This window comes from Halopseudomonas pachastrellae, assembly GCF_900114765.1.
GTDB classification, from domain to species: Bacteria; Pseudomonadota; Gammaproteobacteria; order Pseudomonadales; family Pseudomonadaceae; genus Halopseudomonas; species Halopseudomonas pachastrellae.
This window is the reverse complement of sequence record NZ_FOUD01000009.1, coordinates 149,575-165,362: the sequence shown is the minus strand read 5'-3', so window position 1 is coordinate 165,362 and position 15,788 is coordinate 149,575. Positions and strand designations below refer to the sequence as shown.

Genomic DNA, 15,788 nt, shown 5'->3' with positions numbered 1-15,788 from the left:
GCCAGGCGCAAGGAAACCGTCGAGCGCAGCTTTGCGGACGCCAAGGAGCTGCACGGGCACCGTTATGCCCGATTCCGTGGGCTGCGCAAGGTAATGAAACAGTGCCTGCTGGCAGCCGCCTGCCAAAACATGAAGAAGATTGCCCGCCTGCTGGCGATGCTTTTACGCCTGCAATCCGGGATAAGACGCGGCACTTGGCTGCGAGGCTGGAAATGGAGCTGCTCGGACGGTTTTTAGCGGTTAGCAGGCTAAATTACCCGACACCTGCAAAATCATTACAAACACCCCAGAAAAACGAAACCCCGCGAAAACACGGGGTTCGTCAGCAGTCTGAGAGCCCCGGTACCGGGGCTCTTTTTTGCCCGCCCTAAAAGAAGTGCCGACCAATGCCACACGCCTTCTGCGACGGGTTAAGGCTGGGCATGCGGAGTAAATCAGTACTTCCTACACTCACCGCCAACAGGATACCCACGCAATGCCCGACATTATTGTCATGTTCTTTGTACTCGGCCTGATCGCAGGTTCGGTGCGTTCAGATCTGGCCATCCCCAAGGCGGTCTACGATATCCTTTCATTACTACTGATGCTGACCATCGGCTTGAAGGGCGGTATGGCCCTGCATGGCAATCTAAGCTGGTCATTGCTGAGCGAAGCCCTGGCGGTCACCGCACTCGGCTTTCTGATTCCACTACTACTCTATCCGCTGCTGCGCCATCTGGTCAGGCTGACATTGGCCGACGCCGCGAGCTTTTGTGCGCACTACGGCTCGGTCAGTGCCGGCACCTTTGCCGTCGCGCTGGCATGGACCGAGGCGCGCGGTCTGGCTACCAGCGGACAGGTAACCCTCTATCTGGTGCTACTTGAACTGCCCGCCATTCTCACTGGCCTGTGGCTCTATCGCCGCTTCACTACGGCCAACCAGCAGCACGACGACAACGCCACCCCGCTATGGCAGGAAACCCTGACCAACCGCAGCGTAATCCTGCTGGTAGGCGGGCTGGTGATCGGCATGCTTTACGGCAAGGACAACGGTAGCCAGGTAACCGCCCTCTTGACCCAAGGGTTTCCACTAATCCTTGCCCTGTTCCTACTGGAGATGGGGTTGGTGGCCGCCGAAACACTGCGCAAGATCCAGTGGCGTCACTGGCGGGTGATTGCCTTCGCCTTGGGTGCGCCGCCCCTGCTGTCGCTGACCGGTCTGTTCACGGGCCTGGCGCTCGATCTGACACCCGGCAGCACCGTCGTGCTGGCAACGCTCACCGCCAGCGCGTCTTATATTGCCGCGCCCGTCGCCGTGCGACACGCTATCGAAGAAGCGGACATCGGACTGGTGATGCTGGCCTCGTTAGGCGTCACGTTCCCCTTCAATGTATTGATCGGTATCGAGCTGTACGCCGGCCTGCTGCACAGGCTCAGCTAAGCAAGCCGCCCTCAGCAAGAGCTATAGCCTCAGGCGCAGGACATCTGGGGCAGCCAAGAGTGAGTGCCTTTGTTGGCAAGCGGTGCAACGCTGCAGCTGCATGGCTGAACAGCAGAGGACGCGGGCAATTGATCAGTGCTTGCCCACAACAAAGTGCTTCAACCGGCCTAGGCTGCGCCCAGCCTGAATGGCATGCGCAGCGGCTCAATCGGCCCGCTGCGCACAGCGCAGGCCTCGTCCTGGGCGACGTGCTGAACCAGCGTGCAGGGCAGCTTCTGCAGCACAGGCCAGTTGCCCAGCAGCTCTCGCACCTCGCCAGTCGAGCGCAGATGAGCGCTGCTGCCACGGGCATCATGCAGAGTCAGGCAGCGCTCTGCCAGCTGCGCGCGCACCAGGTAATGACTCCCCGGCAGCGACACCACCTCAAGCGCGCGCACTTGCCCCGCTTCAGCCAGTCTGACCAGCTCTCCCAACGTCATGTGATCACTCCCCCGACTACCAAGGCACGGACGCGCCGTCATAGGCAACGAAACTGCCGCTGTCAGCTGCCTTGCTGTTATCCACCACCGCCAGCAACTCAGCGGCTGCCTGCAGCGCCGGACGCGCCGCTGCAGAGCCTCTGAAAGGCTGTGACAACGGCGAGACCACAGTGCCCGGGTGCAAACTCAGCAAACGCGCCTCGGGGTAGCGCCGCGCATGTTCGATGGCAGCCGTTTTCAGCAGCATGTTGAGCGCCGCCTTGGACGCACGGTAGGCGTACCAGCCACCGAGCCGGTTGTCGGCAATACTGCCGACCCGCGCCGACAGCACGGCCAGCGCTCCCTTGCGATCGAGCAAAGGCAGCAGCTGCTGCAGCAGTACAGCAGGCCCGATACTGTTGATTTGAAAAACTTTCTGCATTGCCTCGGCGTCTATTGCGGCGAGCGACTTCTCCGGCTGAATCTCGGCGTCATGCAGTACACCGGTTGCGATCAGCACCAGCTGATAGGGCGCTTGCGCGGCCAGAGATTGCACGGCAGCGGCGATGCTGGCCGGCTCCAGCAGATCGAAGCCGGGCTGGGTGGCGCGGCTCAACTCAGTTACTCCTGCGCAGCCCGGATCCTCGCGCAGCAATTGGCAAAAGGCCTGCCCCAGAGCGCCGCTACTACCCACTACCAGCGCGCGATAATCAGCGCCAAACGACGTTAGCTGCAAGACAACCCCCTGTTAAAACGCTAGCCTGGCCGCCCTCAGACCTGCAGACGGGTAGCCGTGAAGCGGTTCAGCAGCAGGTGCATTAGATACACCGCCGTGAGCGAGAGCAACACCGCAACAGACAGCGACCAGAATCGATAAAGGTCACTATAGAACAGGTCTTGCCGGGGAGAGAGGTACTGGCCAAACAGGATCGACATGGTGGTCAGCGCGGCAAAGCCGGCGCCCGTGCCCCCTTCCAGCAAGTGGATACGGGCAAACAGCATCAGGCTGACCCACAGCCCGGCAGCCACAAAAGGCAGCACGTCAAAGTGGTCCATCAGCACAAATTGCACCAGCAAGCCGACGTTGCACCCAACCAATGTACCCAAGGCGCGGTTCCAGCCTGCCGGCCCGGCGCCTTTCCAGTTCAGCGGGAACAGCACCAGAATACTCGCCACCTGCGCCGACAGCCCGCTCTGCAGGTTAAACACCTGAAAAACGATATATGACAGCGTCGCCACCGTGGTGGCCAGTATCACCTCATGACGCTGATTGGTCAGCGGCTTGCTGGGCATCTGCCGGGGCTGGCGCGGTGCCACATCGGCAAACAGCACATGCATCAGCATGGCGATACCCAGGGTGGTGAACACCGACACGATATTGGACGCCACGATATCGCCGATGTCCGCGGTCGGGTAACTGGCAAAATGCAGCTGCATCGACATGTTGACGATCGACATGGCACCGAAAAGAAAGTGGGCACCACGGCTCATACGCAGGAACAGCATGGCGAACATGCCCGCCACCAGCAGCGTCATCGGCACCGGCTTGTCGCCGAACAGCCCCTGCACCACCAGCACCGACAGCGTGACCACCAGCATGTTGGCAATAAACTGCCGCATGATGTGGCCATTAAGCGTTGGCACCATGCCCAGCAGCAGGATCGGTTGCACGACAAAAAAGGCGCCGTAGTTCCAGCCCATCAGCTTGCACAGCACAAAGCCGAGGGTGCCGCCAAAGGCAATGCGCAGGCACTGGCGCACGTCATTGGCGTCCAGCTGGCGTTTGCTCATCAGCAAAATGGGTTTCATGCGCGGGCCTCAGTAGATGTAGTGCATGAGGCTGACCAGGCGAATCTGGGTACTACCAAGCAGCGCAGCCAGGCCGCCTACGGGGTAGAGCTGGACGGTCGCGCGCGCACCGGAGGGCAGCTCGCTGAGCAGTGCTGGCTCCTCCAGTTGCAGATGAATGCGCTGGCGCTGCGCATCGCGTACCCAGCGGTCAGAGGTTTCCGGCGCGGCCAGCGTGCCGTCAGGCAGCAGCTGGCCTTGTTGGGTACCGGCATCCACCGCGGTGACATGCGCAGCGAAGACCTCACCCGGCAAGGCATCAAACACCACCGCTGCGGCCTCGCCACGCTGCATGTGCACCAGCGACTTCTCGCGAAAATCGGCGATCACATCGGCATCATCACTGACCAGTGCAGCCAGCGAACCACCCACACTGGCAAAGGTACCCGGCTTGACCTGCAGGTTGGAGACGATGCCGACTTCCTGCGCACGCACTTCGGTATAGCCAAGGTTAAGCTCGGCGCGTTCCAGATCATTGCGTGCCTGACGCAGGCGCAGGTTGTCTTCGTCGGTCAGGCCGCGCTGCACGCGCAGCTGCTCGGCCCGTGCCTTGGCACTAGACAGGGCGGACTGCGCCGACTGGTAGCGCGACTGGGTCTGGTCATACATCTGCTGAGACACATTGCGGCTGGCCAGCAGCGTAGATAGCCGGCTGTGCTCGCGCGACAGCTCGTTCACCTCTACCTGCGCGGCACGCACATCGGCTTCGGCCGCGGCCAGCGAGGCATCGTAGCCTGCGTTATCACGCTCGGCCGCTTCCAGCGCCAGTTGCGCTTGCTGCACCGCCAGCTCGTAGGGGCGCGGATCAATCCTGAACAGCACCTCGCCAGCCTGCACATGCTGGTTGTCGGTGACCGGCACCGACACCACCTGCCCGCTGACTTGCGGAGCCACCCGCACCACCGGGTGCATCACACGCGACTGCGGCGTCAACGGCATCCACAGATCGGCAGCCAGAAAGTACACAAACACCAGCGCAAACAGCAGGAGCGATGCGCGCACCCAACGCGCAAATATCTGATCGGGCGTCATGCTGACGCCTCCCCGGGATTCAGCATCCCGCGCACATTGGTTTCCATCTGCAGCAGCACTTCAGCAAAGGCATCAAGCTGCTCGGTGCTCAGGCCCTGATAGATCTGCTCTCGCACCTTTGCCACATGTACCGCCAGATCATCCACCCGCTGACGCCCTGCCGGTGTAAACCACAGGGTATGCACCCGACCATCAGCCGGGTCACGGCGGCGCTCGATCAGCTCCTGCTCCTGCAGCTGATTGAGCGTGCGCGTCAGCGAGGGCATTTCGATAGCCAACTCATCGGCCAGCACCTGCTGGGTGCAGCCCTCGCCCACCTTGACCAGGTGCAGCAGCACCGCCCAGCGAGCCTCAGTCATGCCCAGCTCACCGACCGCCTGGTTGATCGCGCTGCGCCACAGGCGGTGTATCCGCCCCATGGCCGCGCCCATAGAAGGACGCAGGGTTTCGTGCAGCGCAGGCGCCTTGTTACTCATGCCTCACCTCAAATTAATTAGCTTGCTAATCATTAGTCTACGCCCTCACCATTATTTAGCAAGCTAACTATTGATGCATTATTGCAACAAGCCGTCGCGCCCACTGTCACAGGGCTTGTCTATTCGTTACATTCAGCGTTTGAGTTACTACAAGGGAGCCCGCGCATGTCCTACATCGAAGACTCGCTTTCCAGCGGCGAGGTCATTCACAAGGTTTTTCAACTGCACTGGTTCGCCAAGGTACCGATGTACTGCTGGCTGGTACTCGGCCTGGTCACCTTTGGCCTGACCTGGCTGATTGCGTTGTACGAGTATTTTCGTCTGCGCTCGATCGAGCAGGGCGTGACCAACAAGCGGGTGATTCTCAAGAACGGCATCATCAGCCGGCACACCGAGGAAATGAAGCTCAGCTCCATCGAAACCGTGGAAATCGAACAGGGTATCTGGGGGCGGATGTTCGGCTACGGCACGGTCAAGTTGACCGGCCGCGGCATCAGTGACGTGAAATTCCGCAATATCGACGACCCCATGCAGGTCAAACGCGACATCGAGAGCGTCAGTAACCCGATCGACTGAGCCGGGCTTCAAAGCAGGAACAGGGTCGCCAGGCCAAGGAAGGCCAGAAAACCGACCACGTCGGTGACCGTAGTCAGAATCACGCTGCCGGCCAATGCCGGGTCCACGCCAAAGCGGCGTAACAACAGCGGGATAGCCAGGCCGGATACCGCCGCGCACAGCAGGTTGAGCAAGATCGCAGCGGCGATCACCCCGCCCAATTCCCAACTGCCAAACCAGGCCACCGCCAGCCCCGCCACCACCAGCGCCCAGAGCACGCCATTGAGCGAGGCGATGCCCAATTCCTTGCCGAGCAGTAAGCGGGCGTTCCCCCCTTCAACCTGCCCCAGTGCCATACCGCGCACCACCAGCGTCAGCGTCTGACTGCCGGCGATGCCGCCCATGCTGGCAACAATCGGCATCAGCACCGCCAGCGCAACCAGTTGCTCCAGCGTGCCCTGGAACAAACCGATTACCCAGGCAGCCAGAAAAGCGGTTACCAGATTGATCCCCAACCAGACGGCGCGGCGACGGCTGCTGGTGAGAATCGGCGCAAACATGTCGGCCTCATCATCCAGACCCGCCATGTTCATCATCGTGCGCTCGGACTCTTCACGAATAAGGTCCATCACATCGTCGACGGTGATACGACCGAGCAGCAACCCGTCTTCATCCACCACCGCAGCGGAGAGAATGTCCAGATCCTCAAACCGGCGGGCAACGTCCTGACTTGGCAGCATGACGTCCAGCGGCAGGAAGTCTCCATCCATAACCTCGCTGACCGGCACCTCCGGCGGACTGGTGACCAGACGGCTGAGACGCAGCACGCCCTGATAGCGATTCTTGCGATCCACCACCATCACCTTGTCGGTATGGTCGGGCAGATCTTCGAGCAGGCGCAGATAGCGCAGCACCGATCCGACCCGCACGTCGGCGCGCACCGACAGGTGGTCGGTATTCATCAGACCACCGGCAGAATCCTCGGGATACGAGAGCATCGACATCAGCTGCTGTCGCTTGCGCACGTCCATGGCCTGCAGCAGCTGGCGGCCGCTGTCACTCGGCAGCGCCTGAATCAAGTCAACCAGATCGTCCAGATCGAGCTTGCGCGCTGCGGCGACCAGCTCGTCTTCATCCATCTCCAGCGCCAGCCGCGCCCGTACCTCATCATGCAGGTGGACCAGCACTTTACCGGCGCGCTCGGCGTCGAGCATCTCCCAGACGCTGCTGCGCTCGGCCGGCGGCAAGGCTTCGAGCAGGCCTGCCGCCTTGGCCGGGTGCATCTGCCGGAACGCCTTGCCGACGCGCTTGAACTTACCCGCCTCCAGCGCATCACGCACGCGGGCGATCTGCGTCGCTGCGCCCTCGACCTCTTCGTCTTCATCAGTCAGGTCGGAGGTATCGGGCTCACGGCGCAGCTGAGCACCGAGCAGCGGCGTCAGATGCTTGAGCACCTGCTCTTCACGGTCATCATCGATGTGCTGCCACAGCGCCATGCGCTGCGGTCCGTCGAGCGCCTCCAGCAGACTGGCAACCTTGCCCACATGCATGCCACGCAGCAGCTTGCGCACCCGCTTGCGCTTGTCCCGGTGCAACGCCTCAACAATGGCATCCAGCTCGGTGCGGGTGGTTTGGCTGTCGGTGTCAGTCATAGGCAAGCGGTGCTCCTGCAAGATCCAAACAGAGGGGTGAGACCTGAAAGCGGGCTAGCAAAGGTAGCGTGGCGACACTCAATCACGCGCGGCGCAAACAGGTTTGGATAATGTACCGTTGAGAGACGCCCCAAACCACACACAAACCACATAAACAGCACAAACAGGGTCGCGACACTGCCGGCATAGTCCATCAGGGAGACCCGACATGAAAACCGCAATCACCTGGCTACTGCTGTGTGTCAGCCTCATCAGCACCGCCATTCAGGCATATACAGACAGCCCCGAGACCGGCATGTTCCTCTTTCGCTCGGACGACGGCAGCTGGCAACCCGCCCTGCTGCTCAATACCGACATGCAGGTCCAGGTAAGCGGTCCGGTCGCTGAAGTGCAGATTCGTCAATCCTTCAGCAACCCCGGCGGCGCCTTTGCCGAGGGCCGCTATGTGTTGCCGACCAGCGAGGGCTCCGCCGTGCACGCCATGACGCTGGAGATCGGTGAGCGTCGCATCAACGGCGTGATCCAGGAGCGCGAACAGGCCCGCAAGACCTATGAGCAAGCCCGCGACAACGGCCAGCAGACCGGCCTAGTCGAGCAGGAACGCCCCAACCTGTTCACCACCTCGGTCGCCAACATCGGCGCAGGCGACACCATCAGCGTGATCATCCGTTACACCGAAGTACTGCAACCGGACGCTGGCCGCTACAGCCTGCGCCTGCCGTTGACCATGACCCCGCGCTACAACGCCCGCCCCCAGCCAGTGGACGGTCAGCAACGCCCGCAACGCGGCAGCTCTGCCAGCCCGGAAGGCCCGATTGTCGGCAGCCTGTGGCGTGACGGCCCATCCCATCAGGCCGACATACATGTCACCCTGGATAGCGGATTTGCCCTGCATGAAATCAGCAGCCCCAGTCACGCTATCAGCAGCCACTTTGACGGCCGCCAGTACCGCATTGCGCTGCAGGACAACCCGGTGGTGATGGATCGCGACTTTGTCCTCAACTGGCAGCTGCCAAGCGAGGCCGGCAACCAGGTTGCCGTATTCACCGAACAGGTGGGCGACGATCACTACGCGCTGATGATGCTGTCGCCTGCGGCCGCGCCGGTCAGCCGTGAGCGCCAGCCTCGCGAGGTATTCCTGATTCTCGACACCTCCGGCTCGATGCAGGGTGAGCGCATTCGTCAGGCACGCGACAGCCTGATTCATGCCCTTGGCCGCCTGCAGCCCGAAGACCGCTTCAACGTGCTCGAATTCAACAGCGAGTTCAGCATGCTCTACCGTGAGCCGGTCAACGCCACGGAAGACAACCTGAGTGAGGCCCGCAGCTGGGTAGCCGGCCTGCCCGCCGGTGGCGGCACCGAGATGCTGCCGGTGCTGCGCGCCGCGCTGACCCAACCGAACGAGCCCGGCTATCTGCGCCAGCTGATCTTTATCACCGACGGCTCGGTCAGCAACGAGCGCGAGGTACTGAAAATGATTGAGCAGCGCCTGCGTCAGGCCCGTGTCTTTACCGTCGGCATTGGCGCCTCCCCGAACAGCTTCCTGCTGCGCAAGGCCGCCGAAGTAGGCCGCGGGCAATTCACCTCCATCGACGATCGGGCTGGCATCGGCGCCGCCATGGAGCGCCTGTTCGAGAAACTCGAATCACCGGTGCTGACCCACCTGCAGCTGGAGCTGCCAGAAGGTATCGAGGCAGAAATCTGGCCGCAGAAGCTGCCCGACCTCTACAGCGACCAGCCGCTGCTGATCGCCATGAAACTCAACCAGCTGCCCGAGAAGATCGCCCTGCACGGTCAACAGCCGGAAGCCTGGGAGCAGCATCTGCAGATCCCCGAGCCACAACAGGGCAACGGCATTGCCAAGCTGTGGGCCCGCCGCAAGATCGAAGCCGCCATGGACCGCCTGAACCAAGGCGCCGGTGAAGATGAGGTCCGCGACCAGGTGCTGCCGGTGGCGCTGGAACACCAACTGATGAGCCGCTTTACCAGCTTTGTCGCAGTCGAGGAGCAACCGGTGCGCGCCGCCGACGAGCCGCTGGACAGTCAGCTGGTGCCCAACCTGAACCCGGTCGACCATCGCCTGTATCCGCAGACCTCGCTCGGTCTCACTGGTCTCTGGGCACTGGCACTGGCGCTGCTGCTCGCCGCGTTCCTGGTCCTCAACTGGAAGCCGCGCCATGCGTAAGCTGATTGCCGCCGCCCTGCTGCTGGGGGCCGTCGCTGTCGCCGCTCAAGGCAGCTGGCTACAGGCCAAGGCGTGGCTGGCTCAATGGTTGATCGCCGATGCCTGGGCCGAGCAGCTGCAGGCAGGCACGCCGAGCAAACCCTGGCCCTGGGCCGACACCTGGCCGGTTGCCAAGCTGACCACGCCCGGCGGCGAGGCCCGCTACGTACTCGACAGCGTCAGCGGTCAGGCGCTGGCCTTCGGGCCGGGCCAGCTGGACAACGGCGTGGCGCCGGGGCAAACCGGCACCCTGCTGCTGGCCGGTCATCAGGACAGCCACTTTGCCTTCGTCGAGCAGTTGCAGACCGGTCAGGTGCTGGCCCTGCAGGATGCCAGTGGGCGCGAGTACCGCTACCGCGTCGCGACCCAGCGCATCGTCGACAGCCGCAATGAACCGATGGTGCTGCAATACGACCGCGCGGAACTGCGGCTGGTGACCTGCTACCCGTTCCGCGCCCTGACCAGCGGCGGGCCGCTGCGCTACGTGGTCACCGCCTGGCTGGAGGAACCTGCTTCGTGATTGCGCGGGCCCCTAGCATGATTGCGCTGAGCACGGAGAACCCGCGACAATCGGCGGATGATTCACGGACAGAGCAAACCATGCCGGACAGGATTCTGATTATCGAAGACGAGCCCGCCATCGCCGATGCGCTGGTCTACGCACTGGGCACCGAAGGCTTCGAGGTGCACTGGTGCGGCTTGGCGGGCGACGGCATGCAGTGGCTGCGTGACAACCCGGTCGACCTGCTGGTACTCGACGTTGGCCTGCCCGACGAAAGCGGCTTCGAAGTCTGCCGCCGTATCCGCCAGTTCTCGGCCATGCCGATCATGTTTCTGACCGCGCGCAAGGAAGAGGTCGACCGTATCGTCGGGCTGGAAATCGGCGCCGACGACTACGTGGTCAAACCCTTCAGCCCGCGAGAAATTTCCGCCCGAGTGCGCGCCATCCTGCGCCGCACCCGAGCCGAGCCGCTGTCCAGCGAGCAGCCAGAGCCGGCCGAGCTGTTTCTGCACGACGTCGAACGCCGCCGCATTCGCTACCACATGCAGTGGCTGGAACTGACTCGCTACGAGTATCTGATTCTCAGCACCCTGCTGCGCCGCCCCGAGCACGTGCTCAGTCGTGATCAGCTGATGGAGGCAGTCTGGGCCGACCCCGGCGCCAGTCTCGACCGGGTAATCGACACCCATATCAAGGGCATCCGCACCAAGCTCAAACGCATCCTCCCGAGCCACGACCCGATCGTGACCCACCGCGGACTGGGCTACAGCATCAACCCGCAGCGGCCGGGTGCAGACGGATGAGCCTGAGCACCCGGCTGCTGCTCGGGTGGTTCGTCATCGCCGGGCTGGCCACCGTGCTGTTTCTCAACAGCATCCTCAATCAGGTGCCCTCGTCGGTGCGCCAGGCCAGCGAGGAGGTCATGGTCGACAGCGCCAACCTGCTGGCCGAGATCGCCGAGCAGCACTGGCAACAGGGCTTTGCGCCAGACAGCGCCTTCGCCACCGCCATCAATCGCTACCTGGCCCGCCAGTTGGACGCGCAAATCTGGTCACGCCACAAGACCGGCACCGAACTGGTGATCTACCTGACCGACCTAAACGGCACCGTGCTCTACCACACCGACCCAAGCCAGATCGGCGCCGACTACTCGCGCTGGCGCGATGTTGCCCTGACCCTGCGCGGCGAATACGGCGCGCGCACCACGCGCATCGACCCCGATGACGACACCAGCAGCCTGATGTACATCGCCGCACCGGTGTATCAGGGCGATCAACTCGCCGGCGTGCTGACGCTCGCCAAACCCAACGCCAGCCTGCATCCGTTTATCACCCTGGCGCACGGCTACTTTTGGCAGCGCGGCGGCGTCATTCTGTTCGGCGCTCTGCTGCTCGGTGCCGGCATGGCCTTCTGGCTGAATCGTTCGGTCAGACGGCTGGTGGATTACGTCGAGCGGGTGCGCCACGGCGAGCGGGTCAGCCCGCCGCAATTGGCCGACAAGGAGCTGGCACGGCTGGCCGCTGCCACCGAGGCGATGCGCCGCGAGATTGACGGCAAGGCCTACGTCGAGCAGTACGTGCATACCCTGACCCACGAGATGAAGTCGCCGCTGTCGGCGATCCGCGGCGCGGCCGAACTGCTGCAGGAAGCCGACGTCCCCGAGCCCATGCGCGCGCGTTTTCTGGCCAATATCGACGGCGAGTCGCTGCGTCTGCAGCGGCTGGTGGATCGTCTGTTGTCACTGGCGGGGGTCGAAAAGCGCCAGCAACTGGAGCAAACCGAGCGAGTTGATCTAGCAGAGATTGCCGCCATCGAGCTGGAGGCCAAGCGCCCGCTGGCAGAACGCAAGGGCCTGACGCTCACACTGGAATGTGACGCTGACTGCTCACTGGCGGGGGATCGCTTCCTGCTGGAGCAGGCGATCAGCAATCTGCTCGACAACGCCATCGAGTTCAGCCTGCCCGATGGTGCCGTTGCGCTGCAGATTACCGGCAGCGGCTCGACCCTGAGTCTGCGCGTGCGCAACCACGGGCCGGCGGTGCCGGACTATGCATTGGGACGGGTGTTTGAACGCTTCTATTCCCTGCCGCGGCCAGACGGCCAGCGCAAGAGCACCGGGCTGGGGCTGAGTTTTGTCAGGGAAATCGCCAGACTGCACCGCGGCCGGGTGAGCCTGTATAACCGCGCGGAAGGCGGCGTGGAAGTGGAGATGATGCTGAACAGAAACCACCAGGAGAGAGAGGACGCTGCCTCTCTCTCCTGACTGGGTCGATCTTAGCCTTCGTAGGCCTCGATCGGCGGGCAGGCGCAGAACAGGTTGCGGTCACCGTACACGTTGTCGATACGGTTCACGCTCGGCCAGAACTTGTTGGCCGCGACCCAGGGCTGCGGGAACACCGCTTCTTCACGGCTGTAGGCACGCTGCCAGTCACCGGTGATGTCGGCCAAGGTGTGCGGCGCGTTGTGCAGCGGGTTGTCCTCTGCCGTCCACTCGCCCTGCTCAACCTTACGGATCTCGGCGCGAATGGTCAGCATCGCGTCGATAAAGCGATCCAGCTCGGCCTTGGACTCACTCTCGGTCGGCTCGATCATCAGAGTGCCGGCCACCGGGAAGGACATGGTCGGTGCGTGGAAACCAAAGTCCATCAGGCGCTTGGCGACGTCTTCTTCACTGATACCCGAGGCCGCCTTGAGCGGACGGATGTCGATGATGCACTCGTGCGCCACCCGACCGTTACGGCCGCTGTACAGCACCGGGTAGGCATCGCCCAGACGCTTGGCCAGGTAGTTGGCGTTGAGGATCGCAACCGAGGTGGCCTGACGCAGACCGATGGCGCCCATCAGCGCGATGTAGGTCCAACTGATCGGCAGAATGCTCGCACTGCCCCAGGGCGCCGCGCTGACCGCACCGTTTTCCGGGTTCGGGCCATCCAGCGGAACTACCGGGTGGTTGGCTACGAAGGGCGCCAGGTGCGCCTTGACGCCGATCGGGCCCATGCCCGGGCCACCGCCGCCGTGCGGAATGCAGAAGGTCTTGTGCAGGTTCATGTGCGACACGTCGGCGCCGATGTCGGCCGGACGGGTCAAACCCACCTGCGCGTTCAGGTTGGCGCCATCCATGTACACCTGACCACCGTGCTGGTGGATGATCTCGCAAATCTCGCGGATACCTTCCTCGTACACACCGTGGGTCGACGGGTAGGTGATCATCAGGCAAGACAGGTTGTCGGCGTTGTCGGCCGCCTTCTGGCGCAGGTCCGCCACATCCACGTTGCCCTGCTCGTCGCAGTTGACCAGCACCACGCGCATGCTTGCCATCATCGCCGAGGCCGGGTTGGTGCCGTGGGCCGAGGTCGGAATCAGACAGACGTTGCGGTGCGCCTCGTCGTTGCTTTCGTGGAACTTGCGGATCGCCAGCAGACCGGCGTACTCACCCTGCGCGCCGGAGTTCGGCTGCATGCAGATGGCATCGAAGCCGGTGATGGTGCGCAGCATGGCTTCCAGCTCGTCGATCATCTGCTTGTAGCCCTCGGCCTGCGCCAGCGGCGCAAACGGGTGCAGCTGACCAAATTCCGGCCAGGTGATCGGGATCATCTCGGTGGTGGCGTTCAGCTTCATGGTGCACGAGCCGAGCGGGATCATCGCGTGGTTCAGCGCCAGATCCTTGTTCTCCAGCGACTTGATGTAGCGCAGCATCTCGGTTTCCGAGTGGTAGCTGTTGAACACCGGGTGAGTCAGATAGGCGGACGTGCGACGCAGAGCCGCCGGAATGCCCATCTCGGTGGCGCTGACCTTGGCGTCCAGCGCGGCAATATCCTGACCGTGCGCGGCACCGGCGAAGGCAGCCAGCAGTTGGTCGATGGTAGCGCGGGTGGTGGTTTCATCCAGGCTGACGCCCAGGTGATCGGCATCGATCACGCGCAGGTTGATACGGGCGGCGCGGGCGCGTTCCAGAATCTCGCGGGCCTTGCCCGGCACCTTCAGGGTCAGGGTGTCGAAGAAGGTCGCGTTGCGACGCTCGATGCCCTGCGCACTCAGGCCTTCAGCCAGAATCGCGGTAAAGCGCTGCACCCGCTCGGCGATCTGCTTGAGACCCTGCGGGCCGTGGTAGACCGCGTAGAAGCTGGCGATATTGGCCAGCAGCACCTGTGCGGTACAGATGTTCGAGTTGGCCTTCTCGCGGCGAATGTGCTGCTCACGGGTCTGCAGCGCCATACGCAGGGCGCGGTTGCCACGGGTATCGACAGACACACCGATGATGCGACCCGGCATCGCACGCTTGTACGCGTCGCGGGTGGCAAAGAACGCCGCGTGCGGTCCGCCGTAGCCCATCGGCACGCCAAAGCGCTGCGCCGAGCCGAAGACCACGTCGGCGCCCAGCTCACCCGGCGGGGTCAGCAGGGTCAGGCCGAGCAGGTCGGCGCCCACGCAGGCCAGACCTTTCTGCGCCTGAACCTGTTCGATCAGCGGCTTGAGGTCGCGGATCTCACCCCAGGTTGTCGGGTACTGGAACAGCGCCCCGAACACCTCGTAGTCGCCCAGCGTGCTGACGTCGTCGACCACCACGTCGAAGCCGAAGGCCTCGGCGCGGGTCAGCACCACGGAGATGGTCTGCGGATGGCAATCCTGATCAACAAAGAACAGGTTGCTCTTACTCTTGGCAACCCGCTTGGCCAGCGCCATCGCTTCGGCCGCAGCGGTGGCTTCGTCCAGCAGCGAAGCGCTGGCCAGCTCCATGCCGGTCAGGTCGATGGTCAATTGCTGGAAGTTCAGCAGCGACTCCAGGCGACCCTGGGCAATCTCCGGCTGATACGGGGTGTAGGCGGTGTACCAGCCCGGGTTTTCCAGCACGTTGCGCAGGATCACGGTCGGCGTCAACGCGCCGTGGTAACCCATGCCGATGCAGGAGGTGAAGATCTGGTTGCGGCTGGCAACCTGCTTCAGATAGTCCAGCACCTCGGCCTCGCTGCGCGGGCCGTCCAGCGCCAGCAGATCAGTGCGCAGAATGCTCTGCGGCACGGTCTCGGCAACCAGCGCTTCCAGCGAGGAGGCGCCCAGGGTCGACAGCATGGCTTGCTGCTCTGCGGCGTCCGGGCCGATGTGACGACGAATGAAGGCGTCGGTCTGTTCCAGCTCGACGAGGCTCGGGGTGTGGCTCATGGGGTGTACCTGTGCAAAGTGTGAAAGCAAAAAGCCCCGACGCGAATCAGGGCTTCAGCACTACAGCAAAAAAACCGGTCAGATGGAGGCGCCGTAGGCTGCGGCGTCCATCAGCTTGTCCAGTTCGGCAGCGTCACTCGGCTTGATCTTGAAGAACCAGGCCTCACCGTACGGTGCGCTGTTGACCAGCTCGGGGGAGTCAGCCAGTGCGTCGTTGACGGCAATGATCTCGCCGCTGATCGGCGCGTAGATGTCGGAGGCGGCCTTGACCGACTCAACGACTGCGCACTCTTCACCGGCAGCGACTTCACGACCTACCTCGGGGCACTCGACAAACACGACGTCGCCCAGCAGGTCCTGCGCGTGATCGGTGATACCAACAGTCACGGTGCCATCGGCTTCCAGACGGGTCCACTCGTGGCTGGAGGCATAACGCAGTTCGGCGGGAATGTTGCTCATGG

At 63.1% G+C, this 15,788-nt stretch carries 15 protein-coding genes; 7 read left to right on the top strand and 8 right to left on the bottom strand.

Annotated elements, in window-relative coordinates; genetic code table 11:
• Both BM116_RS09130 and BM116_RS09125 read left to right on the top strand, forming a co-directional pair.
• A partial coding sequence (locus tag BM116_RS09130) for a transposase (protein ID WP_175494034.1) occupies positions 1-237 on the top strand: 237 nt, incomplete at its 5' end.
• Positions 238-475: 238 nt separating this feature from the next.
• Complete coding sequence (locus BM116_RS09125; RefSeq protein WP_083728874.1) at positions 476-1,420, top strand: sodium-dependent bicarbonate transport family permease; 945 nt, start codon at positions 476-478, stop codon at positions 1,418-1,420.
• A gap of 167 nt (positions 1,421-1,587) precedes the next feature.
• Here the strand turns inward: BM116_RS09125 and BM116_RS09120 are convergent, their stop codons facing one another.
• The 5 genes from BM116_RS09120 to BM116_RS09100 are packed head-to-tail and all read right to left on the bottom strand — an operon-like array spanning position 1,588 to position 5,234.
• A complete protein-coding gene (locus BM116_RS09120) occupies positions 1,588-1,899 on the bottom strand; it encodes a DUF6482 family protein (protein WP_083728872.1) in 312 nt (103 codons plus the stop codon).
• A gap of 16 nt (positions 1,900-1,915) precedes the next feature.
• The gene (locus BM116_RS09115; RefSeq protein ID WP_083728870.1) at positions 1,916-2,614 is read right to left on the bottom strand and encodes an SDR family oxidoreductase; all 699 of its coding nucleotides are present in this window, start codon (positions 2,612-2,614) and stop codon (positions 1,916-1,918) included.
• 35 nt (positions 2,615-2,649) lie between these two features.
• On the bottom strand, positions 2,650-3,687 hold the full coding sequence (locus tag BM116_RS09110) for a DUF2955 domain-containing protein (protein ID WP_083728868.1): 1,038 nt from the start codon (positions 3,685-3,687) through the stop codon (positions 2,650-2,652).
• 9 nt (positions 3,688-3,696) lie between these two features.
• Positions 3,697-4,758 carry an HlyD family secretion protein gene (locus BM116_RS09105; RefSeq protein ID WP_083728866.1) on the bottom strand — a complete coding sequence of 354 codons (1,062 nt, stop codon included), beginning with the start codon at positions 4,756-4,758 and terminating at the stop codon, positions 3,697-3,699.
• Positions 4,755-5,234: a MarR family winged helix-turn-helix transcriptional regulator gene (locus BM116_RS09100; protein WP_083728864.1), complete on the bottom strand. Its 480-nt coding sequence runs from the start codon at positions 5,232-5,234 to the stop codon at positions 4,755-4,757. Before BM116_RS09100 ends, BM116_RS09105 begins: the two co-directional genes overlap by 4 nt.
• Before the next feature lie 165 nt (positions 5,235-5,399).
• Here BM116_RS09100 and BM116_RS09095 point away from each other — a divergent pair, with 165 nt between their 5' ends.
• Positions 5,400-5,810 carry a PH domain-containing protein gene (locus tag BM116_RS09095; RefSeq protein ID WP_083728862.1) on the top strand — a complete coding sequence of 137 codons (411 nt, stop codon included), beginning with the start codon at positions 5,400-5,402 and terminating at the stop codon, positions 5,808-5,810.
• Between the two features lie 8 nt (positions 5,811-5,818).
• Here the strand turns inward: BM116_RS09095 and mgtE are convergent, their stop codons facing one another.
• Complete coding sequence (gene mgtE, locus BM116_RS09090) at positions 5,819-7,441, bottom strand: magnesium transporter (protein WP_083728860.1); 1,623 nt, start codon at positions 7,439-7,441, stop codon at positions 5,819-5,821.
• A gap of 208 nt (positions 7,442-7,649) precedes the next feature.
• Between mgtE and BM116_RS09085 the strand changes: the two genes are divergently transcribed.
• From BM116_RS09085 to creC, 4 genes are all read left to right on the top strand, one after another.
• On the top strand, positions 7,650-9,626 hold the full coding sequence (locus tag BM116_RS09085; protein WP_083728858.1) for a marine proteobacterial sortase target protein: 1,977 nt from the start codon (positions 7,650-7,652) through the stop codon (positions 9,624-9,626).
• On the top strand, positions 9,619-10,185 hold the full coding sequence (locus tag BM116_RS09080; RefSeq protein ID WP_083728856.1) for a class GN sortase: 567 nt from the start codon (positions 9,619-9,621) through the stop codon (positions 10,183-10,185). The genes BM116_RS09085 and BM116_RS09080 overlap by 8 nt, the downstream gene beginning before the upstream one ends.
• A gap of 80 nt (positions 10,186-10,265) precedes the next feature.
• Positions 10,266-10,970 carry a two-component system response regulator CreB gene (gene creB / locus BM116_RS09075; RefSeq protein ID WP_083728876.1) on the top strand — a complete coding sequence of 235 codons (705 nt, stop codon included), beginning with the start codon at positions 10,266-10,268 and terminating at the stop codon, positions 10,968-10,970.
• On the top strand, positions 10,967-12,430 hold the full coding sequence (creC, locus tag BM116_RS09070; RefSeq protein WP_083728854.1) for a two-component system sensor histidine kinase CreC: 1,464 nt from the start codon (positions 10,967-10,969) through the stop codon (positions 12,428-12,430). Before creB ends, creC begins: the two co-directional genes overlap by 4 nt.
• Positions 12,431-12,441: 11 nt before the next feature.
• On the opposite strand, the gene gcvP is transcribed toward creC, so the two are convergent.
• Both gcvP and gcvH read right to left on the bottom strand, forming a co-directional pair.
• Complete coding sequence (gcvP, locus tag BM116_RS09065; protein WP_083728852.1) at positions 12,442-15,327, bottom strand: aminomethyl-transferring glycine dehydrogenase; 2,886 nt, start codon at positions 15,325-15,327, stop codon at positions 12,442-12,444.
• A gap of 78 nt (positions 15,328-15,405) precedes the next feature.
• Entirely contained in the window at positions 15,406-15,786 is a 381-nt protein-coding gene (gcvH, locus tag BM116_RS09060; protein ID WP_083728850.1) for a glycine cleavage system protein GcvH, read from the bottom strand.
• Positions 15,787-15,788: the final 2 nt, after the last annotated feature.